The organism is Micromonospora solifontis (assembly GCF_003725545.1).
Classification (GTDB): Bacteria; Actinomycetota; Actinomycetes; order Mycobacteriales; family Micromonosporaceae; genus Micromonospora; species Micromonospora solifontis.
In genome coordinates, this window is sequence record NZ_RJLN01000034.1 from 31,754 (window position 1) to 53,347 (window position 21,594).

Genomic DNA, 21,594 nt, shown 5'->3' on the forward strand with positions numbered 1-21,594 from the left:
CTCAGGAGGTGGGTTCCGACGAGCTGTACCCGGCCGAGCGGCTGGCCGCCGCGCAACGCGCCACCGCCGCCGCCGGCCTCGACGCGCTGCTGCTCACCCCCGGCTCCGACCTGCGCTACCTGACCGGCTACGACGCCCACGAGGGGGAGCGGTTGACCTGCCTCGTGCTGCCCGCCGAGGGCGAGCCCACGCTGATCGTGCCCACCCTGGAGCGCCCCGGCGCGGAGGCCGCGCCGAGCACCGGCGTCCGGATCGTCGACCATCCCGACGGCACCGACCCGTACCCGCTGGTCCGCGCGGCCCTGCCCGGCCCGGTGGCGGCCGTGGGACTGGCCGACCGGATGTGGGCCGAGCAGGTCCTGGCCCTGCGCGCCGCGCTGCCCGGCGCCGCCCAGCGCCTCGCCTCCGAGGTGCTGCGGGAGCTGCGGATCCGCAAGTCCTCCGCCGAGGTGGCCGCCCTCGCCGAGGCGGGCGCGGCGATCGACGCGGTGCACGCCCGGATGGGGGAGTGGCTGCGCCCCGGCCGGACCGAGGTCGAGGTGGCCGCCGACATCGCCGCGGCCATCCGGGCGGCCGGCCACGTCAGCGTCGACTTCGTCATCGTCGCCGCCGGCCCCCACGGCGCCAGCCCGCACCACGCCACCTCCGACCGGCCGATCCGGGCCGGGGAGCCGGTGGTGGTCGACATCGGCGGCACCATGCCGTCCGGCTACCGCTCCGACTGCACCCGCACCTACCTCGTCGGCGGCCCCGCCCCGGCCGGGTTCACCGACTACTACCGGGTGCTGTACGAGGCGCAGCGCGCGGCGGTGGCCGCGGTCCGCCCCGGCGTCACCGCCGAGGCGGTCGACGCGGCCGCCCGCGACGTGATCACCGCCGCCGGTTACGGCGACGCGTTCCTGCACCGCACCGGCCACGGCATCGGCCTCGACACCCACGAGGAGCCGTACGTGGTGGCCGGCAACCGCCGACCGCTGGAGGCCGGCATGGCCTTCTCGGTCGAACCCGGGATCTACCTCGCCGGGCGGCACGGCGCCCGGATCGAGGACATCGTCGTCTGCACGACGGACGGCGGGCAACGGCTCAACACCACCCCCACGGAGCTCATCGCGCTATGAACGTCGACCGGATCCTCCCCACCGACGAGGCCCACGACCTGCTGGACCTCGCCACCGAGCTCGCCGACCGCGAGCTCGCGCTGAAGGCCGCCGGCTTCGAGGAGCGCGCCGAGTTCCCCCGCGAGGTGCTGCGCACCCTGGGCCGGGCCGGGCTGCTCGGCCTGCCCTACCCCGAGGAGCACGGCGGCGCCGCCCAGCCGTACGAGGTCTACCTCCAGGTGCTGGAGATCCTCGCCAGCCGCTGGCTCGCCGTCGCCGAGGCGGTCAGCGTGCACACCCTGTCCTGCTACCCGCTCGCCCAGTACGGCACCGACGAGCAGCGCAAGCTGCTGCCCGACATGATCGGCGGGGAGTTGCTCGGGGCGTACTGCCTCTCCGAGCCGCAGGGCGGCTCCGACGCCGCGGCCCTGACCACGAAGGCGGTCCGCGACGGCGACGACTACGTGGTCTCCGGCACCAAGGCGTGGATCACCCACGCCCGGGTGGCCGACTTCTACAACATCTTCTGCCGCACCGGCGAGCCCGGACCGAAGGGCATCTCCTGCCTGCTCGCCGACCGCGACACCCCGGGCATCCACCCGCAGGCCGCCGAGCGGACCATGGGCCTGCACGCCTCGCCGGTCGCCCAGATCGCCTTCGACGACGCCCGGGTCCCCGCCGGTCGGCTGATCGGCGGGGAGGGGATGGGCTTCACCATCGCCATGTCCGCCCTGGACTCCGGCCGACTCGGCATCGCCGCCTGCGCGGTCGGCCTGGCCCAGGCCGCGCTGGACTACGCCGTCGGCTACGCGAAGGAGCGCCGGCAGTTCGGCCGCCAGATCATCGACTTCCAGGGGCTCGGCTTCAGCCTCGCCGACCACGCCACCCAGATCTCCGCGGCCCGTGCCCTGATGCTCTCCGCCGCGCGGCTGCGTGACGCCGGGCGGCCGTACTCGATCGAGGCGGCGAAGGCCAAGCTGTTCGCCACCGACATGGCGATGCGGGTGACCACCGACGCGGTGCAGGTGCTCGGCGGCGCCGGCTACGTCGCCGACCACCCGGTGGAGCGGTACATGCGGGAGGCGAAGGTGCTTCAGATCGTCGAGGGCACCAACCAGATCCAGCGGCTGGTCATCTCCCGCGCCCTGGCCAAGGGCAACTAGCCTGTGGCGATGGCCTTCCCGCGGATCACCGTCGACCCCGACGTCATGGGCGGTGCGCCCTGCGTACGGCAGTCGCGGATCCCCGTGGCCACGCTGCTGGCGATGATGGCCGAGGGCATGTCCGTCACCGACATCCTCACCGACCTGCCGTTCCTCGACGAGGAGGACCTCGCCGAGGTGCTCGAGTACGCCGCGGACGCGGTCCGCGACCGGACCGCCCGCCGAGCGTGACGGCCGGCCGGCCGGGGTGCGGCATGGGAGCGCTATCTCCGGTAGGTTGCACCGCGTGGAGGAGATCGACCGGGCCATCGTCGCCGCACTGACCGGCGACGGTCGGCTGTCGTACACGGACCTCGCCGAGAAGGTGGGGCTGTCGGTGTCGGCCGTGCACCAGCGGGTCCGCCGGCTGGAGCAGCGCGGCGTCATCAAGGGGTACACGGCCCGCGTCTCGTTCGAGGCGCTGGAGCTGCCGCTGACCGCGTTCGTCGCGATCCGGCCGTTCGACCCCTCGCAGCCCGACGACGCCCCGGAGCGGCTGGCCCACCTGCCCGAGATCGACTCCTGCTACTCGGTGGCCGGGGAGGATTTCTACCTGTTGCTGGTGCGGGTGGCCGGCCCGGCGGACCTGGAGCGGGTGCTGCAGGAGATCCGCACGGCCGCGAACGTCACCACCCGGACGACCGTGGTGCTCTCCACCCCGTACGAGCATCGCCCGCCGAAGGCCGGCCTGGACCCGGTGAGCCAGCACCGGCTGCGTGGCATCGGCTGAGTCTGCGGGTTCGCAGCCGGGTGCCGGTGGCAGGGACCCGGGGGCCGTACCGGTTCGCCTACTGTGAACCACCGAGCCGCGAGGGCTCGAGGAGCGGGTCCAGCCCGTGGGAAAAAGGAGTTTGGCGTTGCGACAGTACTTCGTGGCGACGTGCCGGGGTCGGGCGACGGGGGGCGGGCGATGACGGCGTCGAAGCCGGGCGGGTCCCGGTTCAGCGGTTGGCTGGCGGAGGCGCGGACCTCGGTCGCCGGGGCGCGACTGCCCGCCCTGATGGTCGAGCTGCCGGCCCTTGCCGCGCTGCTGCTGGCGGCGGTGGGGGGCTCCCGCCTCTGGGCGCTCGCCCCGGCCGTTGTCGCGCTCGGTCTGCTGGCCTGGACGTGGCGCCGCGGTGCGGCGGCCGGAACTTTCGTCGTGGCGCGCGTTCTCCTGCTCGCCTGCGCGTACCTGCTCGGCGCGGTCCACGGTCTCGACCCCACCCTGGCCGTCGGTGTCGCCGTGGCGGCCCTGGCCGTGCTCGGCGAACCGCTGTTGGCGGGCATGTACGAGGCGGTCTACCCGGTCTCGGCCAATCTGCCGGGGCTCGGCTCGCAGCCGGACCGCAGCCCGAACCCGGGCCGGGTGGCGTTGGCCAACGGCGCCGCCGTGCTCGTGGCGCTGGTCTGCGCGTTCACCGGCCTCGTCGGGGGGATCGCGCTGGCGGCGGCGGCCGTGGCGCTCGGGTTCACCGCGTTCACCGGATTGCGGGTGCTGCGGGCCGTGCTGGCGCGGCGCGGCCGGGAGGCGAGACTGCACGCCGCGCTGACCGCCTACGAGCCGGACTTCCTCGTGCACTGGAACGCACCCGCCGGCACCGCCTACCAGCTCGCGATGTGGCTGCCCTACCTGGAACGCCTCGGCAGGAAGTTCTTCGTGCTGGTTCGCAACCAGACCAACTTCACCGAGGCCGTGGCGCTGACCAAGGTCCCGGTCGTGATGCGGATGGGGCTCAACCAGCTGGACGAGGTCATCGCCCCGTCGCTGCGGGCCGCCTTCTACGTGAACACCGCGACGGTGAACAACCACGTCGTCCGCTACACGAACCTGACGCACATCCAGCTCAACCACGGCGACAGCGACAAGGTGCCGAGCCACAACCCGGTCTTCCGGATCTACGACCGGAACTTTGTCGCCGGCCAGGCCGCGATCGACCGGTTCGCGGCCAACGGCGTCCGGATGCCCGCGGAGATGTTCACCATCGTCGGGCGTCCTCAGGTGGAGAACGTCGCCATCGCCGCCGGGCCGATCGCCTCGATCGCCAACCCCCGGGTCCTGTACGCCCCGACCTGGGCCGGCTTCTACGCCGACTCGAACTACTCGTCGCTGCTCGTCGGCTACGACATCGTCAAGGCGCTCGTCGCTCGCGGGTGCAGCGTCGTCTTCCGGCCGCATCCGTACAGCAACCGGTCCGCGGCGTTGGCCGGCGAGTGCGCGCGTATCCGGGCGCTGCTGGCCGAGGACCGCCGGACGAACGGGCGGCCACACGTCTTCGGAGCCGAGGCGGAGGTGGCGATGTCGGTCGCCGACTGCTTCAACGCCTCCGACGCGATGGTGTCGGACGTGTCGAGCGTGGTGGCGGACTATCTGTACTCGGAGAAGCCCTTCGTGATGGTGGCCGTCTCGGCGCCGGCGGCGCAGTTCCCGGAGACGTTCCCGCTCGCCCGGGCGGCGTACGTGATCGACGCTCACGACGGCCGGGTGCAGGGGCTCGATGCCGCCCTCGACGACCTCCTCGGCAGCGACCCGCTGGCCGCCACCCGCCGCGACCTCAAGAAGTATTACCTGGGGGACATCCCGGCGGACCGGTACGCGCAGCGCTTCCTCGATGAGGCCTCGCGCTACCTGTGACGGCGGTCGGCGTCGATCGGCTCCGGTTCGGCCTCGGCGCTGGACCGGGGCGGGTCGACCACCGGCTGGTTCCACCGCAGGATGACCTTCCGGCCGTGCTCGTGACCGAGCACGCTGAGGGTGGCGGTGTCCAGCCGTAGCAGCCCGCCGGCCGACGGCGGCAGCCCGATCCAGCGGGCGCCGAGCACCCGCAGGCTGTGCGCGTGTCCGACCAGGGCGACGCTGCCGCGGTCGAGCAGGGGAGCGATCCGGGCGAGGACCCGGTCGAGGCGGTCGCCGACCTGTGCCGGTGACTCCCCGCCGGGGCAGCCGTCGGTCCAGATGTTCCAGTGCGGGTGGTCGGCGTGGATGTCGGCGGTGGTGCGTCCCTCGTACTCGCCGTAGTTCCACTCCGCCAGGTCCGGGTCGGCGGCGTCGACCCGCAGGCCGGCGAGGTGGGCGGTGCGCAGCGCCCGCTGCCGCGGGCTGGACAGCACCCGGACGAACCGGCGACCGGCCAGCGGCGAGGCCAGGGCACGGGCCTGCCGCTCGCCGTCGGGGGTGAGCGGCAGGTCGGTGTACGAGGTGTGCCGGTGGGTGGCGCTCCAGGTGGTCTCGCCGTGCCGGACCAAGAGGATTTCTCCCATCCGTCCAGTTAACCAGTCACCCGCTCCAGCCGTTCACCTAGTGTCCTAGGATGCTGTAGAGGTGGTGCAGCCGGCCACCTGGACGGCCGACGTTTTGGCGGGACAAGGGCGGGGACGCGACAGGGGAGCGGGCCGCCCGGCCCGGCGTACCGCGGCAGCGGAGGGAGTCCCATGAGCTTCACCGACAAGGCGAAGGCCAAGGCCCAGGAGCTGAGCGGCGCCGCCAAGGAGCGGATCGGCGACGTCACCGACAACGAACGGTTGCGGGCGGAAGGGGCCAGCGAGCAGAGCACGGCCCGCGCTCGGCAGGTCGGCCAGGACGTCAAACAGGCCGGTCGCGACGTGAAGGGCGCCTTCGAGAAGTGACCCGTACGGCGGCGGGCCCCCGGGCAGGTCCGGGGGCCCGCCGCCGCCTGCGTCCGGTGGCCGGCTCGGCCCGGCCGGCGCCGGCGTGGCTGCGCCGGCGGCTGGTCAGGGCCGCCGGGGTGCCCGAGACGTGCCGGTGCCCCGCGACCCGAGGGTCGCGGGGCACCGGTGGGGCTGCCGTCAGTCGTTGCGGTGGGTCTCCCACCAGGCCTGGCCGGCCTCGGGCAGGGTGTCGATCGGGTCGTAGTAGGCGTAGCGCTTGTTGAGCGCCTCGAGGTCGGCGGACTCGATCGAGGTGCGGTAGTTCTTGGTCCAGTACGAGATGCCGCGTTCGCGGTCGTACTCGGTGAGCATGTGCACCCAGCGCTTGCCGACGAAGGGGACGTCGCAGACGATCCGCGGGGTGGCGTAGCCGGGCAGGTAGCCCATGATGTCGTGCTGGAGCTGCTGGGCGTGCCAGACGGGGACCCGCCAGTGCTCGGCGTTGGGGATCATGTCGCACATGTAGAAGTAGTACGGCAGGATGCCGGCCTCGCCCTGCAGGGCGAAGCAGAGGTCGAGCAGGTCGGTGCTGGTGGCGTTGACGCCGCGCATGAGGACGCCCTGGTTGCGGACGTCGCGGACGCCGACGTCGAGGGCGGTCTGGGCGGCCTTGGCGACCAGCGGGGTGATCGACTGCCGGTGGTTGACGTGGGTGTGGATGGCGAGGTTGACGCCGCGCCGGGCGGCGGTGCGGGCGACGCGTTCGAGTCCTTCGACGACGTCGGCCTGGAGCCAGTGCTGCGGCAGGCCCATGAGCGCCTTGGTGGCGAGCCGGATGTCGCGGATGGTCTCGATCTCGAGCAGTCGCATGAGGTAGGACTCGAGGTTCTTCCACGGCACGTTGGCGACGTCGCCACCGGAGACGACGACGTCGCGGACGCCGGGGTGGGCCTTGAGGTAGGCGATGTGGGCGTCGTACCGGTCGACGGGCTTGAGGGTGAGCTTGAGCTTGTCGACGGTGGGGGTGGAGTTGCCGACCAGGTCCATGCGGGTGCAGTGCCCGCAGTACTGCGGGCAGGTGGAGAGCAGCTCGGCGAGGACCTTGGTGGGGTAGCGGTGGGTGAGGCCTTCGGCGACCCACATGTCGTGCTCGTGGAGGCTGTCGCGGGTGGCGTAGGGGTGTGACGGCCAGTCGGTGCGCCGGTCGGAGGCGACGGGGATCATGTAGCGGCGGACCGGGTCGGCGAGGAATGCCTCGGTGGTCATGGCCTCGAACGGCACCATGGTGTTGAGCATCTGCGGCGGCACCAGCATGGACATGGTGGCCAGGCTCTTCTGGTCGGCTTCGAGGTCGGCGTAGAAGGTCTCGTCGACGAGGTCGCCGAGGACGGTGCGCAGCTGCTTGAGGTTCTTGACGCAGTTGACCCGCTGCCACTGGGCGTTCTCCCACTGCTCGCGGGTGACGTGGCGCCAGCCGGGGAAGCGGGTCCAGTCGGGTTCGACCAGGGGGCTGCGGCGGTACTCGTAGGGCTGTCCGGCGGTGGGGACCGCGACCGGCGAGGTGCGGGGCGCTGGGATGGTCTCCACCGGTTGGGTCTGGGTCACGGCCCCTCCTCGTTGGCGTGCGGGGTGATCAACGGTTGCGAAGGCTACTGGAAAATATGCGGTGAAGAAATTATTCTGCCGGAAGTTTTCCCGCGAGGCGAGCCCAGGGCAGAGGTTCGAGCGGCTGAGCATAGGGGGTCGGCGTGACGTCACCGGTGGGTCTGCACCGTGTTGTGGAACCTGCGGGAGTGCTCCCGCAGGCGGCGTGGCGCCTCGATCCCGACCCGAGGATCGCCGCGAACGAGGTGCGGATCCGGGTGGAGCGGCTGAATCTGGACGCGGCGAGCTTCCGGCAGTTGTCGGAGAAGCACGGCGGGGACGGGGAGAAGGTCCGCGCCGAGGTGCTGGAGATCATTTCCACCCGGGGGAAGATGCAGAACCCGGTGACCGGCTCCGGCGGGATGCTGATCGGCACGGTCGAGGAGGCGGGGAAGCGGTCCCCGCTGGGGCTGCGGCCGGGCGACCGGGTGGCCACCCTGGTGTCGCTGACGTTGACCCCGCTGACGATCCGCGACGGGCTGGCCCGCTGGGACGGGCGCAGCGAGCAGGTGCCGTGCGACGGGTACGCGATCCTGTTCGCGCGGTCGATCGCGGCGGTGCTGCCGGCGGACCTGCACCCGGAGCTGTCGCTGGCGGTGCTGGACGTGTGCGGGGCGCCGGCGTTGACCGCGCGGGTGGTCGCCGAGCAGGTGGCGCGGCGCGGCCGGGAGGGTGACCCGCGGCCGGTGCGGGTGGCGGTGATCGGCGGGGCCGGCAAGAGCGGGTCGCTGTCCCTGGCGGCGGCGCGGCGGGCGGGCGCGGGCCGTACGGTCGGGGTGGTGCCGGTGCCGGCGGAGCGGGACGCGCTGGGCGCGGCGGGTCTGGCGGACGTGGTGGCGTTGGCCGACGCGCGGGACCCGGTGGGTCTGTCGACGGCGGTGACGACCGCGTTGGGTGCCGCGGCGGACGTGACGGTGGTGTGCGTGGACGTGCCGGGCTGCGAGCACGGGGCGGTGCTGGCCACCGAGGACGGCGGCACGGTGATCTTCTTTTCGATGGCGACGAGTTTCGCGGCGGCGGCGTTGGGGGCGGAGGGCCTGGCGGCGGACGTGACGATGCTGGTCGGCAACGGGTACGTGCCGGGTCACGCGGAGTTGGCGTTGGATCTGCTGCGCGTCGAGCCGGGGGTGCGTCGTCTGTTCGAGGCGCGGTTGGCGGCAGACTGACACCATGACGAACCCCTCGACCTTGTACCGCGGCGGACTGCTGCACTGCCCGGCCGACCCGAGCGCGACGGCGCTGCTGGTGCGCGACGGCCGGATCGCCTGGCTGGGCGGCGACGCCGACGCGCCGGTTGCCGACCGGGTGGTGGAGTTGGACGGGGCGCTGGTGACGCCGGCGTTCGTGGACGCGCACGTGCATGCCACGGACACCGGGTTGGCCCTGTCGGGGCTGGACCTGTCGGCGGTGCGGTCGGCGGGTGAGTTGTTGGACGCGGTGTCGGCGTTCGCGGCGGGCCTGCCGGGTGACGCGGTGGTGCTGGGGCACGGGTGGGACGACTCGACGTGGGCGCGGCCGGTGCCGCCGGACGCGGCCGAGCTGGACCGGGCCGCCGGGGGCCGGAAGGTGTACCTGTCGCAGGCGTCGATCCATTCGGCGTTGGTGTCGGCGGCGCTGCTGGCGGCCTGCCCGGACGCGGCGGCCGCGGCCGGCTACGACGCGTCGGGTTGGTTGCGGCGGGACGCGCACCATGTGGTGCGGGCGGCGGCGTTCGCGTCGGTGACCCGGGCGCAGCGGGTCGCGGCGCAGCGGCGGGCCCTGCAGCACGCGGCGTCGTTGGGGATCGCGGCGGTGCACGAGTGCGGTGGGCCGGAGATTTCCGACGAGGAGGACTTCACCGGGCTGCTGGCGATCTCGGGGGCCGGGGTGCCGGAGGTGTACGGGTACTGGGGTGAGCTGCTGGGTGCGGCGCGGGCCCGGGAGCTGGGTGCGGTCGGGGCGGGTGGTGACCTGTTCGCCGACGGGGCGTTGGGGTCGCGTACGGCGCATGTGTCGGCGGCGTACCTGGACGGGGACGGGTGCGGGCACGGGTACGTGACGGCGGAGCAGGTGCGTGACCATCTGTTGGACTGCGCGGCGCACGGGTTGCAGGGCGGTTTCCACGCGATCGGTGACGCGGCGATCTCGACGGTGCTGGCGGGGTTCACGCTGGCGGCGGAGAAGGTGGGTGTGGATCGGCTGCGGGCGGCCCGGCACCGGGTGGAGCACGCGGAGATCATGAACAAGCGGTTGATCGCCGGGTTCGTGGAGTTCGGCATCGTGGCGTCGATGCAGCCGGCGTTCGACCGGTTGTGGGGTGGTGCGGGCCGGATGTACGAGTCGCGGCTGGGCCTGGATCGGTCGTTGGAGTCCAACCCGATGGGCGCGATGCATTCGGTAGGGGTGGCGTTGGCGTTCGGGTCGGATTCGCCGGTGACGCCGCTGGACCCGTGGGGGTCGGTGCGGGCGGCGGCGGCGCACCACAACCCGGTGCAGCGGATGAGTGTGCGCGCGGCGTTCGCCGCGCACACCCGGGGTGGGTGGCGGGCGGTGCACCTGGACAACGAGGGTGTGCTGGCGCTGGGTGCACCGGCGACGTTCGCGGTGTGGTCGACCCCGGCGGGGGTGGAGCGGGGGCTGCCGGTGTTGCAGGCGGGGGATCCGGAGTTGCGGGGCGCGGACGATCCGACGCCGCTGCCGGTGTGCCGGGCCACGGTGCTGCGCGGTGACGTGATCTATCAGGAGCGGTGACGTGGGCTATCAGGAAGGGCGTTCGTGACAGGCAAGCTTGGGCTGGATCCGGCGCTGGTGGCGCGGGCGCGGGAGTTGGCGCGCCGGGCCGGGCAGCCGGTGGTGGATCTGGCGCGCAGCCACACCACCGTGTCGGTGGAGCGGGCGGTGCTGCGGTTGGCCGGGGTGACCGGCGCGGACCCGGACGGTATCCCGTGGGTGAACCGTCTGGTGGATGCGGTGGTGGCGGATGTGGGGCTGGGGCACGGGGTGGCGGTGCCGGTGTTCGACGCGCTGGCGCGGGAGCAGATCGCCGATGTGACGCTGCTGGCGCAGAAGGCCGCGGCCGGGTCGGTGCGGTTCGCCCAGCCGACCGGGAAGGCGGCCACGGCCGCCCGGAAGGCGGCGCGGCGGGCGGTCGGGGCCGGGGTCCGGCAGATCGACCGGCGGCGGGCCGAGCGGGACCGCCTGGTGAAGCGGTACGGGGATCCGAGGCAGCGGCCGTGGATCTACCTGATCGTGGCCACCGGTGACATCTACGAGGACATTCCGCAGGCGCAGGCGGCGGCCCGGGCGGGTGCGGACATCATCGCGGTGATCCGGTCGACGGGGCAGTCGCTGCTGGATTACGTGCCGGAGGGCGCCACCCGGGAGGGGTTCGCCGGCACGTACGCCACGCAGGAGAATTTCCGGCTGATGCGGGCGGCGCTGGACGAGTCGTCGAAGGAGTTGGGCCGGTACGTGCGGCTGACGAACTACGCGTCGGGGCTGTGCATGCCGGAGATGGCGACGCTGGCCGGCCTGGAGCGGCTGGACATGATGCTCAACGACTCGATGTACGGCATCCTGTTCCGCGACATCAACCCGATCCGCACGTTCGTGGACCAGCGGTTCTCCCGGCAGGTGCACGCCCGGGCGGGGATCATCATCAACACCGGTGAGGACAACTACCTCACCACCGCCGACGCGGTGGAGGAGGCGCACACGGTGACGGTGTCGCAGTTGCTCAACGAGTACTTCGCGCACGAGGCCGGGTTGGCCGACTGGCAGTTGGGGCTGGGGCACGCGTTCGAGATCAACCCGGATCTGCCAGAGTCGTTCCGGTTGGAGTTGGCGCACGCGCTGCTGGCGCGGGAGTTGTTCCCGGACGCGCCGTTGAAGTGGATGCCGCCGACCAAGCACATGACCGGTGACGTGTTCCGCGGCAACCTGCTGGACGGGTTCTTCAACCTGGTGGGCGCGATGACCGGGCAGGGCATCCTGCTGGTCGGCATGATGACCGAGGCGGTGGTGACGCCGTGGCTGTCGGACCGGGACATCGCCCTGCAGAACGTGCGGTACGTGCTGGGTGCGGCCGGTGGCCTGCACGAGGATTTCGTGCCGGCCCCGGGTGGGTTCATCCAGCAGCGCGCCCACCGGGTTCTCGGTGAGGCGATCGACCTGTTGGAGCGGATCGGCGACCAGTCGCTGTTGACCGCGATCGCGGAGGGCACCTTCGGGATCATGAAGCGGCCCGCGGACCGCGGTAAGGGCCTCGACGGTGTCGCGGAGCACGAGGCGGACTACTACAACCCGGCCACCGAGATCCTGGAAGGAGACCGCCCGTGACGGCCCCGGCGGCGGAGAAGAAGATCGTCCGGCCGTACGGGGACACCACCGGTGACGGCATGGTGCAGGTGTCGTTCACCCTGCCGGTGCCGCACGACAAGCGGGCCGAGGGCGCGGCGATCCAGTTGGCGAACCGGATGGGTATCGACCCGGCGATGCTGGTGCACGCCAAGCAGATGGGCGACGGGTTCACCTTCTTCGTCGTCTACGGGCGGGTCAACCACCTGGTCGACCTGTCGGCGGTGCAGGTGGTGGAACGGGACTTCCCGCTGCTGTCGGCCAAGGAGGTCAACGCGGTGGTGAAGCAGCGGTTGCGGCGCAAGCTGTCGGTGGTGGGGGCGTGCATCGGCACCGACGCGCACACCGTCGGCATCGACGCGATCCTCAACGTCAAGGGCATCGCCGGGGAGAAGGGCCTGGAGTACTACCGGGAGTTGAAGGTCACCAACCTGGGTGCGCAGGTCAGTGTTCCGGAGTTGGTGGAGGCGGCGCGGCGGGAGAAGGCCGACGCGGTCCTCGTCTCGCAGGTGGTCACGCAGCGCGACGCGCACCTGCACAACACCCGGGAGATGTCCGCGGCGTTCCGGGAGGCCATGCCGGCGGGGAAGCGGCCGCTGTTGATCGTCGGCGGGCCGCGCTTCGACGAGACGATGACCGGGGAGTTGGGCGTCGATCGGATCTTCGGTCGTGGCACCACCCCCGGCGAGGTCGCCAGCTACCTGGTTCACGCGCTGATCACGAACAAGAAGGCGAGAGCATGAGCGACGCACGGCTGGGTCTCACGGTGACGCACCGGCGGTATGTGCCGTACTCCCACGCCCACTACGCGGGCAACCTGGTCGATGGGGCGTACGCGTTGGGCCTGTTCGGGGACGTCGCCACGGAGGTGTGCATCCGCACCGACGGCGACGAGGGCCTGTTCGCCTCCTATTCGGACGTGCAGTTCCGGGCGCCGATGAAGGCCGGTGACGTGCTGGAGGTGGTCGCCACCGTCACCCGGGTGGGTACCCGCAGCCGCACCATCGACTTCGAGGCGCGGGTGGTGTGCCGGGGCCGCCCCGACAAGAGCGAGTCGGCCGCCGAGGTCCTCGCGGAGCCGATCGTCGCGGTGACCGCCACCGGCACGGTGGTCGTTCCGCCGGCGGCGTGAACGTCGCGGTCTGCGCCGACGTCGGGTCCACGTACACGAAGGCGGCGGTGGTCGACCTGGACGACGGCGGGCTGGTCGCGGCGGCGTCCGCGCCGACGACCGTCGGCACGGACGTGTTGCACGGCCTGGACGCCGCCGTCGCCGCGGCCACCGCCGGTCTCGACGCCCGTGAGGTGCCCTGGTACGTGTGCTCGTCGGCCGGCGGTGGCCTGCGCCTGGCGGTGATCGGCTACGAGCCCCTCGTGACCGCGCAGGCCGGGCGGCGGGTCGGGCTGTCGGCCGGGGCGAACGTGGTGCACGTGGCCGCCGGTCGGCTCGGCCAGGCGGACCTGGCGGCGCTGCGCGCCGTCCGACCCGATGTGGTGCTGCTGGTCGGCGGCACCGACGGCGGTGACGCCGAGGTGCTCACCCACAACGCGACCCGGCTGGCGAAGGCCCGCTGGCGGGTGCCGGTGGTCCTGGCGGGCAACGTCGACGTCCGCGATGAGCTGTCGGCGCTGCTGGCGGCGGCGGGGGTGCCGGTGACGGTCGCCGACAACGTGCTGCCCCGCATCGGGGTGCTCGCCCCGGTGCCCGCCCGCACCGCGATCCGTGAGGTGTTCCTGCGGCACGTCATCGGCGGTAAGAAGCTGTCCCGGGGCGGCCGGTTCGCCCGGCTGGTCCGGGCGGCCACCCCCGACGCGGTGCTCACCGGGGTGGAGGTGCTCGCCGACGCGCTCGGCGGTGACCTGGCCGTCGTCGACGTCGGTGGCGCCACCACCGACGTGTACTCGGTGCTCACCCCCGACGAGCGGGCCGACGGGCCCAGCCAGGAGGTCGCCGGCACGCTGTGGCGGGCCCGCACCGTCGAAGGGGACCTGGGCATGCGGTGGAGCGCCCCCGGTGTGGTCCGCGCCGCCGCCGAGGAACGCCTGCTGGCCCCCGGGGAGCGGGACGGGTTGGCGGCCGCGGCGGCGGTCCGTGCCGCCGACCCGGCGTTCCTGCCGGCCGACGACGCCGACCGGGCCGCGGACCGGCGGATCGCCGCGCTGGCCGCCACGGTGGCGCTGCGCCGGCACGCCCGTGGCGCGGCCACCGGGGAACGCGCCGGCCGGGACCTGCGCGATGTGAAACTGGTGGTCGGTTCCGGCGGGGTGCTGCGCCACGCCGACCCGGCCGATGCCGCCGCCGTCCTCGAGGCGGTGCTCACCGACCACGCCGGCGGGTGGCCGCTGCCCCGCGCGGCCCGTCCCGTCGTCGACGTCGACTACGTGCTGGCCGCCGCCGGGCTGCTCGCCGCCGAGCATCCGCGGGCCGCCGTGGCGCTGCTGCGCCGGCACCTGGGCTGACCCGGTCGCCGGGCGCGTTCGCATCGAGACGCGCCGACGCGACACGCCGTGGCGCAACACACGACAGGCCGGGGCGGGTTGACAGCGGCGGGGGTCCACGCCGTACCGTCTTTGAGTCCTACCACGGGAAGCGGCTGTTGTTCGCTTCGTCCCTTCGTCCGCTGGCCGAGCGACCTCTGGTTGCGGCGGCCAGGTCCAGCGGGCGGGGGTCGGCGGGGCGGCGCGAACCGGCCGCGGTTACCGGTGTACGGGCAGGGTGAAAGGCACGGCCAGTAGACAACGGCCAGGCGGGGGCAGCCAGCTCCGCGTCCGGTCGGTCCGAAGGTCGGCGTCGCTCGCCCTCGCCCCACCGGCCGGGAAGGGCCTGGGAGCATCGGGGCGCGGCGCGAGCCGCGCCCCGATTTCGTCTTCGCGACCGCCTGCCGCTCACAGGTGGCGGCGGCGCCACTCGGACTGCTCCTGTTCGGCCGCGAGCTGCTCCCGCAGGGCCGTCCGCCGCACCTGCTCGCGCGCCGGTTCCCGCCGGCCCAACAGCACCAGCGCCACGCAGACGGCGGCGAGCACCGCCAACCCGGCGACCGCCGGCAGCCGGCCGGCAGCCGGCAACCCGACGGCCAGGGCGACCACCGCCGCGGTCGGCAGCGGCGGTACCCGGTGGCTGGACCGCACCCCCAACGCCAGCAGACCGGCGATGTAGACGATCACACCGGCGTACAGGACCCGGTGGTCCAGTTCGGCGGGCCGCGCCAGCCACGGCCCGCCGTGCGGTTGGGCGATGGCGGCCAAATAGCGTTTCAGGCCGAGGGCGAACAGGATGATCCCGGCGATCAACGGCAGGTGCAGGTAGGCGTAGACGTCGCGGGCGAACGCCGCCCGCGTGTCGGGATCGCGGGTGCGGTGCAGCCGCTGCTCGAGGGCGAGGGCCAGGGTGTCGAAGTACATCCACCACAGCGCGGCGATGACGGTGACGCCCGCCAACGACGCCACGATCACCGCCCAACTGACGGGCCGGCCGGCGGTCGACTCCGACCCCAGCCCCAACGAGATGATCGACTCGCCGAGCGCGACGAGCAGGATCAGTGCGTACCGTTCCGCCCAGTGCGCGGCGGAGACCACTCCCAGGCCTACGCTGCGGATGCGGCCCCCGGCGATGAACTCGACCGCCACGGCGAGCGCCCACAGCCCAACCCGCAGCCATCCCGAATGCCGCCACTGGTGTCCGGGCAACGCGGCGGCGGCCAGGATCAGGGTGACGGCGGCCAGGCGCGGTAGGCCGAACCGTAGCGCCGCCCGTCCGGGTCGGTCGGCGCGGGTCAGCACGACCAGCACCTGAACCGACCGGAGCACCAGGTAGCAGGTGACGAAGACCAGCGGGCCGGACGGCCCGCCGGGACGGTCCGTGAACGCCTCCGGCAGCGTCAGGTTCAGCACGAACAGGGCCGCCACCGTCACCGCGCCGATCAGCGGCATGATGCCCTGGTCGGTGCGTACGACGTTGCCACGCGAAGCTCACCCAGCACCACCACAGCAGTGCCAGCACCACCACCCCGGCCAGCAACGCCAGCACGGTCAGGTTCCGCGCCAGCAGGGTGGTGACGTTGAGGAACGCGACGACGAACACCAGGTCGTAGAACAACTCCAGGCGGGTGGCCCGGGAACCTGGCGCGGCGGGCAGGATCCGACCCTGCCGGCGGGCGGCGCTCATGCCGCCGAGTCTGGCAGGGTGGCCGACGGCGGCGTGCCGAAGCAGCGGAACCGCCCGGGTGTGCGGTCAGCGGCGGATCAGGCCGAGGTCGGTGGCGGCGGCGACCGCCGCGGTCCGCGAGTCCACCCCGAGCTTGGTGTAGATGCGGGCCAGGTGCGACTTGACCGTGCCCTCGGTCAGGTGCAGCCGCCGGCCGACCGCCCGGTTGGACAACCCCTGCGCCACCAGGCCGAGCACGTCGGTCTCCCGGCGGGTCAGCGTCGTGGCGGGGCTGCGCAGCCGCTGCATCAGCCGGTCCGCGACCGACGGCGCCAACGCGGTGCGCCCGGCCGCGGCCGTGCGCACCGCCGCCGCCAACTCCTCCGGCGGGGCGTCCTTGAGCAGGTAACCGGTCGCGCCGGCCTCGATGGCCGGCAGCGTGTCGGCGTCCGAGTCGTAGGTGGTGACCACCACCACCCGGGGCGCGCCCGGCCGGGCGGTGATCGCGGCGGTGGCCTCCGCCCCGGTCATCCCGGCGCCGAACCGCAGATCCATCAGCACCACGTCGATGTCGCCGACGGCCGCCCGGGCGACCGCCTCCTCCGCGGTGGCCGCCTCCGCCACCACCAGCAGCCCCGGCTCGGTGGCCAGCACGGCCCGCAGCCCGGCCCGCACCACCGGATGGTCGTCGGCCAGCAGCAGCCGGATGTCGCCGGTCACGGCCGCCGCCCGGCTGGCACGTCACCCACGGGCACCGGCAGCCGCGCGCTCACCGCCGTGCCTCGCCCCGGCGTGGACCGGACCTTCAGGGCGCCGCCGAGCGCGTGCACCCGCGCCCGCATGGCCGCCAGCCCGAACCCGCCGCCGCCCGGCTCCCCGGCGGGCGCGTCGAAGCCGACACCGTCGTCGACCACGTCCACGGCCACCTGCCCGTCCAGGTACTCCAGCCGCACCTGCGCGACGGTGGCGTGCGCGTGGCGGACCGTGTTGGCCAGCGCCGACTGGGCGACCCGCAGCAGGGCGACCTCCTGCGCGGTCGGCAGCGGCACCGGCTCACCGGCGCGGTGGAAACCGACGGCGAGCCGGTGCCGGGCCGACGTGGTGGCGCACAGCCGCGCCAACGCGTCCGCCAGGGTGGTGCCCTCCAGCGCCGGCGGGGCGAGCGCGGCGACGAACCGGCGGGCCTCCGCCAGGTTGTCCACGGCCGCCTGCCGGGCCTGCGTCACGTACCCGGCGGCGGTGCCGGCGGCGTCCGGCAGCGCCCGTTCCGCGGCGCGCAGCAGCAACTGGATGCTGGACAGGCCCTGGGCGATGGTGTCGTGGATCTCCCGCGCCAGGCGTTCCCGTTCGGCCAGCACCCCGGCGGTGTGCTCGGCGGCGGCCAGCTCCGCGCGGGCGGCGGTGAGCTGCTCGATCAGCCGCCGCCGCTGCTCGCTCTCCCGATACAGGGCCTGGTAGCCCCACACCACGGCGACCGCGACCACCGCGCCGAGGGTCGGACCGACCGCCACCGGCAGGGTGACCGCGCCCCGGTGGGCGGCGAACCCGACGATCGCCGCGAGCATGGTGGCCGTGACCGCCACCAGCCCGGCGCGGCGCGGCAGCAGGTGCAGCGGCAGGAAGTACAGCGGGAAGGCCAGCCACACCCCGTCGGCGGACAGGGCCAGCAGCACCAGCCACGCCGCGGCCAGCAGCGCCAGCCAGGCCGCCGCGGCCCGCTGCGGGGACTTTGCGCGCGGCAGCAGCCCACCCGAGGCGTACGCCAGTCCCACCGCCGCCGCGGCGGCCACGACGGCGGCGGCGTGCGGCGCGGCGTCGGCGACCGCCCGGCCGGCGGCCAGGGTGAGCAGGCCGGCGACCAGCAGATGCAGGCACCAGGCCAGCGCCCGGGCGCCCGGCGTGGCGGTGGTGACGGCGGCCGTGTTCACAGTCTCTCCAGCGTAGGCGCCGGTCACCGCCGCGCCCTCTGCCAAAGGATGGAATCCGCCCGCCGACCGACGGCCCGCGAAGTGCCCTCCTGCGCCAGATGCCCACCACCGGCGCCGGCGGCGACCGTGGAGAGGCCAGCGCCGCCCCCGTCGAGAGAGCAGGAACCCACCGTGTACGTGGCATGGAGAGATCTGCGGTTCGCCAGCGGGCGGTTCGCCCTCATGGGCGCCGTCGTCGCCCTGATCAGTCTGCTGGTCGGGCTGCTGTCCGGGCTCACCGCCGGACTGGGCCGGCAGAACGTCTCCGCCGTCACCGACCTGCCCGCCGACCGGATCGCCTTCGCCGCGCCCGCCCCCGGCCAGGACCTGTCGTACGCCGACTCCACCGTCACCGAGGCGCAGTGGCGGCGGTGGGCGCAGGCGCCCGGCGTCACCCGCGCCGAGCCGCTGGGCATCGCCACCACCCGCGCCGCGGCGGGGGACATCGGGCTGGCGGTGACCGCGTTCGGGGTGCGCGCCGGCTCGCCGCTGGCCCCGGCCGGCGGCCGCCTCGACGACCGGTCCGCCGTGCTGTCCACCCCCGCCGCCGACGACCTGCGGGTACGCGCCGGTGACACCGTCACCCTCGGCGGGCGGGCGTTGGAGGTCGCCGCCGTCGCCGGGGACGCCTCCTACAGCCACACCCCGGTGATCTGGGTCAGCCTCGACACGTGGCGGGCGGTCGCACCGGACGCCGGGGCCGGCGGGGCGACCGCCACCGTGATCGCCCTGAGCACCACCTCCGCCGTCGACGTCGCCGCCACCGACGCGGCCGCCGGCACGAAAACCGTCCGCACCGGCGACTCGCTGTCCGCGATCGGCTCCTACGCCTCGGAGAACGGCTCGCTGCAACTGATGCGCGGCTTCCTGTTCGCCATCGCGGCCCTGGTCATCGGCGCCTTCTTCAGCGTCTGGACCATCCAGCGCAGCGGCGACGTCGCGGTCCTCAAGGCCCTGGGCGCGTCCACCGGCAACCTGCTGCGCGACGCGCTCGGCCAGGCCGCCGTCCTGCTCACCGGCGGCACCGTGCTCGGCGCCGCCGCCGCGGCCGGTGTCGGCGCCCTCGTCGCCGGCTCCGCGGTGCCGTTCCGGCTCACCCCGGCCACCGTCCTCGGCCCCGCCGCCGTGATCATCGCCCTCGGCGTGGCCGGGGCCGCCCTGTCCATCCGCCGGATCACCTCCGTCGACCCGCTGACCGCCCTGGGGAGCGCCCGATGAGCCTCACGTTGACCGACGTCACCCTCACCTACCCCGACGGGCCGGGCCGGTTGACCGCCCTGGACCACGTCACCCTCGACGTGCCCGCCGGCACCCTCACCGCCGTCGTCGGTCCCTCCGGCTCCGGCAAGTCCAGCCTCCTCGCCGTCGCCGCCACTCTGATCACCCCCGACCACGGCACCGTCACCGTCGCCGGCACCCCCACCACCGGCCTGAGCCGCGCCCACCTGGCCGACCTGCGCCGGCGCGCCATCGGGATCGTCTTCCAGCAGCCGAACCTGCTGCCCGCGCTCACCGCCGCCGAACAGCTGCAGGTCATGGCCCACCTCGACGGCCGCTCCCCGGCCCGGGCCCGCCCCCGGGCGATGGAGCTGCTCGACGCCGTCGGCCTCGCCGACCAGGCCGGTCGCCGCCCCCACCAGCTCTCCGGCGGCCAGCGGCAACGGGTCAACATCGCCCGCGCGCTGATGAACGACCCCACCGTCCTGCTGGTCGACGAACCCACCAGCGCCCTGGACCACGACCGCGGCGCCGCCGTCATCGACCTGATCACCCGGCTGACCCGGCAGCGGGGAACCGCCACCGTCCTGGTCACCCACGACCGCACCCACGTGGGCGCCGCCGACCGGATCGCCGAGGTCCACGACGGCCGGCTCCGCGCCGCCGCCCCGACGACGTCGTGACGGACCGCGGCCGCCGTCACCGGAGTCCGGTTTCCGGCGCCGCCACCGGCGTCGGCGCCCGGCCGGGCCGGGTAGCCTTCGGCGCGTGATCGTGGTGAGGTGCCGGTGACGACGCTCGACCGGAATGAGACCCGTGCCACCGACGTGGCACGCGAGGGGACGCCCCCGCGCCCCCTGCCGCTGACCGCGGCCCTGCCGATGGCCGTCGTCGCCGGCCTGGCCCTGCTGGCGGCCTTCCCCCCGTACGGGGTGTGGGCCCTCGCGCCGGTCGGGGTGGCGCTGCTCGCCGCCGCCACCCACCGGCGGCGGCTGCGCGCCGGCGCCGGACTCGGCTTCGTCGCCGGGGTGACCCTGTTCGCGCCGCTGCTGGAGTGGACCAACCTGCACACCGGCTACCTGCCGTGGCTGCTGCTGTCCCTGCTGCAGGCCGCCTACCTGGCGCTGCTCGGCGCCGCCACCGCCTGGGTGTCGCCGCTGGTCGACCGGCACCGGTGGTGGGCCTGGCCGGCGGTCACCGGGCTGCTGTGGGTGGGGCAGGAGGCGCTGCGCGACCGCACCCCGTTCGGCGGGTTCCCGTGGGGGCGGCTGGCGTTCAGCCAGGACACCTCCCCGCTGCTGCGGCTGGCCGCGCTCGGCGGCGCCCCGCTGGTCACCTTCGCCGTCGCGCTCGCCGGTGGGCTGCTGGTCACCATCGCCTGGCGGGACTGGCGCCGGCCGGCCGGCCACTGGCGGCCGGTGGCCGGGCTGACCGCCGCCCTCGCGGCCCTGCTCGCCGCCGCCGGCGGCGTCCCGGCCGGCGTACGCGGCGGCGGCGACACGGTCACCGTGGCCATCGTGCAGGGCAACGTGCCGCGCCTCGGGCTGGACTTCAACGCCCAGCGGCAGGCCGTGCTCAACAACCACGTCGACGCCACCCTGAAACTCGCCGAGCAGGTCAACGCCGGCACCCAGCGCCGCCCCGACCTGGTGGTGTGGCCGGAGAACTCCAGCGACATCGACCCGCTGCGCAACCCCGGCGCCGGGTACCGGATCTCCCAGGCCGCCGACGCCGTCGGCGCGCCCATCCTGGTCGGCGCGGTGCTGCTCGGCCCCGGCGAGGGGCAGGTCCGCAACGCCGGTCTGCTGTGGCGCCCGGGCAGCGGCCCCGACCTCGACCAGCTGTACACCAAGCGGCACCCGGTGCCGTTCGCCGAGTACATCCCGCTGCGCAGGATCGCCCGGATGGTCAGCGCGGAGGTCGACCGGGTCCGCTCCGACTTCGTCCCCGGCACCCGCGCCGGGATCCTCGACACCGGCGCGGTCACCCTCGGCGACGTGATCTGCTTCGAGGTCGCCTACGACGGCCTGGTGCGCGACACCGTCACCGGCGGCGGGCAGCTGCTGGTGGTGCAGACCAACAACGCCACCTTCGACGTGGCCGAGGCCCGGCAGCAGCTGGCCATGGTGCGGCTGCGGGCCGTGGAGCACGGCCGCGCCGCCCTGATGGCCTCCACGGTCGGGGTGTCCGGGTTCGTTACCCCCGACGGGCGGGTAGACGGGGCCACGGGGTTCAACACCGCGGCCGTGGTGGTGCGGCAGATGCGGCTCGGTGACGGGCCTACGCCGGCCACCCGGGCCGGGGTGTGGCCGGAGGTGGCCCTCGCGGCGCTCGCCGTCGCGGCCCTGGCCGGCGCGGCCGTGCTGCGTCGCCGCCGGGAGGTCGACCCCGGGTAGGCG

At 74.0% G+C, this 21,594-nt stretch carries 18 protein-coding genes and 2 pseudogenes; 15 read left to right on the forward strand and 5 right to left on the reverse strand.

The features are described from left to right. The first annotated feature begins 8 nt into the window (after positions 1 to 8). The 5 genes and pseudogenes from EFE23_RS14150 (at position 9) to EFE23_RS14170 (ending at position 4,913) form a co-directional block, all read left to right on the forward strand. Entirely contained in the window at positions 9 to 1,118 is a 1,110-nt protein-coding gene (locus EFE23_RS14150) for a M24 family metallopeptidase (protein WP_123241388.1), read from the forward strand. Next, positions 1,115 to 2,260, forward strand: a complete 1,146-nt coding sequence (locus tag EFE23_RS14155) for an acyl-CoA dehydrogenase family protein (RefSeq protein WP_123241389.1) — start codon at positions 1,115 to 1,117, stop codon at positions 2,258 to 2,260. The genes EFE23_RS14150 and EFE23_RS14155 overlap by 4 nt, the downstream gene beginning before the upstream one ends. Before the next feature lie 9 nt (positions 2,261 to 2,269). After that, positions 2,270 to 2,491, forward strand: coding sequence for a DUF433 domain-containing protein (locus EFE23_RS14160; protein WP_123241413.1), 222 nt, complete (start codon positions 2,270 to 2,272; stop codon positions 2,489 to 2,491). Positions 2,492 to 2,546: 55 nt separating this feature from the next. After that, positions 2,547 to 3,096: pseudogene (locus EFE23_RS14165) on the forward strand (Lrp/AsnC family transcriptional regulator). A 113-nt stretch (positions 3,097 to 3,209) separates the two neighbouring features. Next, a complete protein-coding gene (locus tag EFE23_RS14170; protein WP_123241391.1) occupies positions 3,210 to 4,913 on the forward strand; it encodes a CDP-glycerol glycerophosphotransferase family protein in 1,704 nt (567 codons plus the stop codon). On the opposite strand, the gene EFE23_RS14175 is transcribed toward EFE23_RS14170, so the two are convergent. After that, entirely contained in the window at positions 4,904 to 5,539 is a 636-nt protein-coding gene (locus EFE23_RS14175; protein ID WP_123241392.1) for a histidine phosphatase family protein, read from the reverse strand. The genes EFE23_RS14170 and EFE23_RS14175 overlap by 10 nt on opposite strands. Before the next feature lie 171 nt (positions 5,540 to 5,710). Here EFE23_RS14175 and EFE23_RS14180 point away from each other — a divergent pair, with 171 nt between their 5' ends. Continuing rightward, positions 5,711 to 5,905, forward strand: a complete 195-nt coding sequence (locus EFE23_RS14180) for a CsbD family protein (protein ID WP_123241393.1) — start codon at positions 5,711 to 5,713, stop codon at positions 5,903 to 5,905. Positions 5,906 to 6,085: 180 nt separating this feature from the next. Here EFE23_RS14180 and EFE23_RS14185 read toward each other — a convergent pair whose 3' ends face one another. Beyond that, positions 6,086 to 7,492, reverse strand: coding sequence for a KamA family radical SAM protein (locus EFE23_RS14185; protein WP_123241394.1), 1,407 nt, complete (start codon positions 7,490 to 7,492; stop codon positions 6,086 to 6,088). Between the two features lie 143 nt (positions 7,493 to 7,635). On the opposite strand from EFE23_RS14185, the gene kdd reads away from it, so the two are divergent. Genes kdd through EFE23_RS14215 form a run of 6 tightly spaced genes read left to right on the forward strand, consistent with a single transcriptional unit; the run spans position 7,636 to position 14,326 of the window. Beyond that, a complete protein-coding gene (kdd, locus tag EFE23_RS14190; RefSeq protein ID WP_123241395.1) occupies positions 7,636 to 8,697 on the forward strand; it encodes an L-erythro-3,5-diaminohexanoate dehydrogenase in 1,062 nt (353 codons plus the stop codon). Between the two features lie 4 nt (positions 8,698 to 8,701). Then, complete coding sequence (locus EFE23_RS14195) at positions 8,702 to 10,261, forward strand: amidohydrolase (protein WP_123241396.1); 1,560 nt, start codon at positions 8,702 to 8,704, stop codon at positions 10,259 to 10,261. Between the two features lie 24 nt (positions 10,262 to 10,285). Next, entirely contained in the window at positions 10,286 to 11,848 is a 1,563-nt protein-coding gene (gene kamD, locus EFE23_RS14200; protein WP_123241397.1) for a lysine 5,6-aminomutase subunit alpha, read from the forward strand. Beyond that, complete coding sequence (gene kamE, locus EFE23_RS14205) at positions 11,845 to 12,609, forward strand: lysine 5,6-aminomutase subunit beta (protein ID WP_123241398.1); 765 nt, start codon at positions 11,845 to 11,847, stop codon at positions 12,607 to 12,609. The genes kamD and kamE overlap by 4 nt, the downstream gene beginning before the upstream one ends. Continuing rightward, entirely contained in the window at positions 12,606 to 12,998 is a 393-nt protein-coding gene (kal, locus tag EFE23_RS14210; RefSeq protein WP_123241399.1) for a 3-aminobutyryl-CoA ammonia lyase, read from the forward strand. The genes kamE and kal overlap by 4 nt, the downstream gene beginning before the upstream one ends. After that, a complete protein-coding gene (locus EFE23_RS14215) occupies positions 12,995 to 14,326 on the forward strand; it encodes a glutamate mutase L (protein ID WP_123241400.1) in 1,332 nt (443 codons plus the stop codon). The genes kal and EFE23_RS14215 overlap by 4 nt, the downstream gene beginning before the upstream one ends. A gap of 426 nt (positions 14,327 to 14,752) precedes the next feature. Here the strand turns inward: EFE23_RS14215 and EFE23_RS14220 are convergent. The 3 genes and pseudogenes from EFE23_RS14220 to EFE23_RS14230 form a co-directional block, all read right to left on the reverse strand. Next, positions 14,753 to 16,031: pseudogene (locus EFE23_RS14220) on the reverse strand (low temperature requirement protein A). A 66-nt stretch (positions 16,032 to 16,097) separates the two neighbouring features. After that, positions 16,098 to 16,730, reverse strand: coding sequence for a response regulator (locus tag EFE23_RS14225; RefSeq protein WP_123241401.1), 633 nt, complete (start codon positions 16,728 to 16,730; stop codon positions 16,098 to 16,100). Next, entirely contained in the window at positions 16,727 to 17,938 is a 1,212-nt protein-coding gene (locus EFE23_RS14230) for a sensor histidine kinase (protein WP_123241402.1), read from the reverse strand. Before EFE23_RS14230 ends, EFE23_RS14225 begins: the two co-directional genes overlap by 4 nt. 171 nt (positions 17,939 to 18,109) lie before the next feature. Between EFE23_RS14230 and EFE23_RS14235 the strand changes: the two genes are divergently transcribed. From EFE23_RS14235 to lnt, 3 genes are all read left to right on the forward strand, one after another. Beyond that, positions 18,110 to 19,195, forward strand: a complete 1,086-nt coding sequence (locus EFE23_RS14235; RefSeq protein WP_123241403.1) for an ABC transporter permease — start codon at positions 18,110 to 18,112, stop codon at positions 19,193 to 19,195. Next, on the forward strand, positions 19,192 to 19,878 hold the full coding sequence (locus EFE23_RS14240) for an ABC transporter ATP-binding protein (protein ID WP_123241404.1): 687 nt from the start codon (positions 19,192 to 19,194) through the stop codon (positions 19,876 to 19,878). Before EFE23_RS14235 ends, EFE23_RS14240 begins: the two co-directional genes overlap by 4 nt. Positions 19,879 to 19,983: 105 nt before the next feature. Further along, positions 19,984 to 21,591, forward strand: a complete 1,608-nt coding sequence (gene lnt, locus EFE23_RS14245) for an apolipoprotein N-acyltransferase (RefSeq protein WP_123241414.1) — start codon at positions 19,984 to 19,986, stop codon at positions 21,589 to 21,591. Positions 21,592 to 21,594 lie beyond the last annotated feature (3 nt).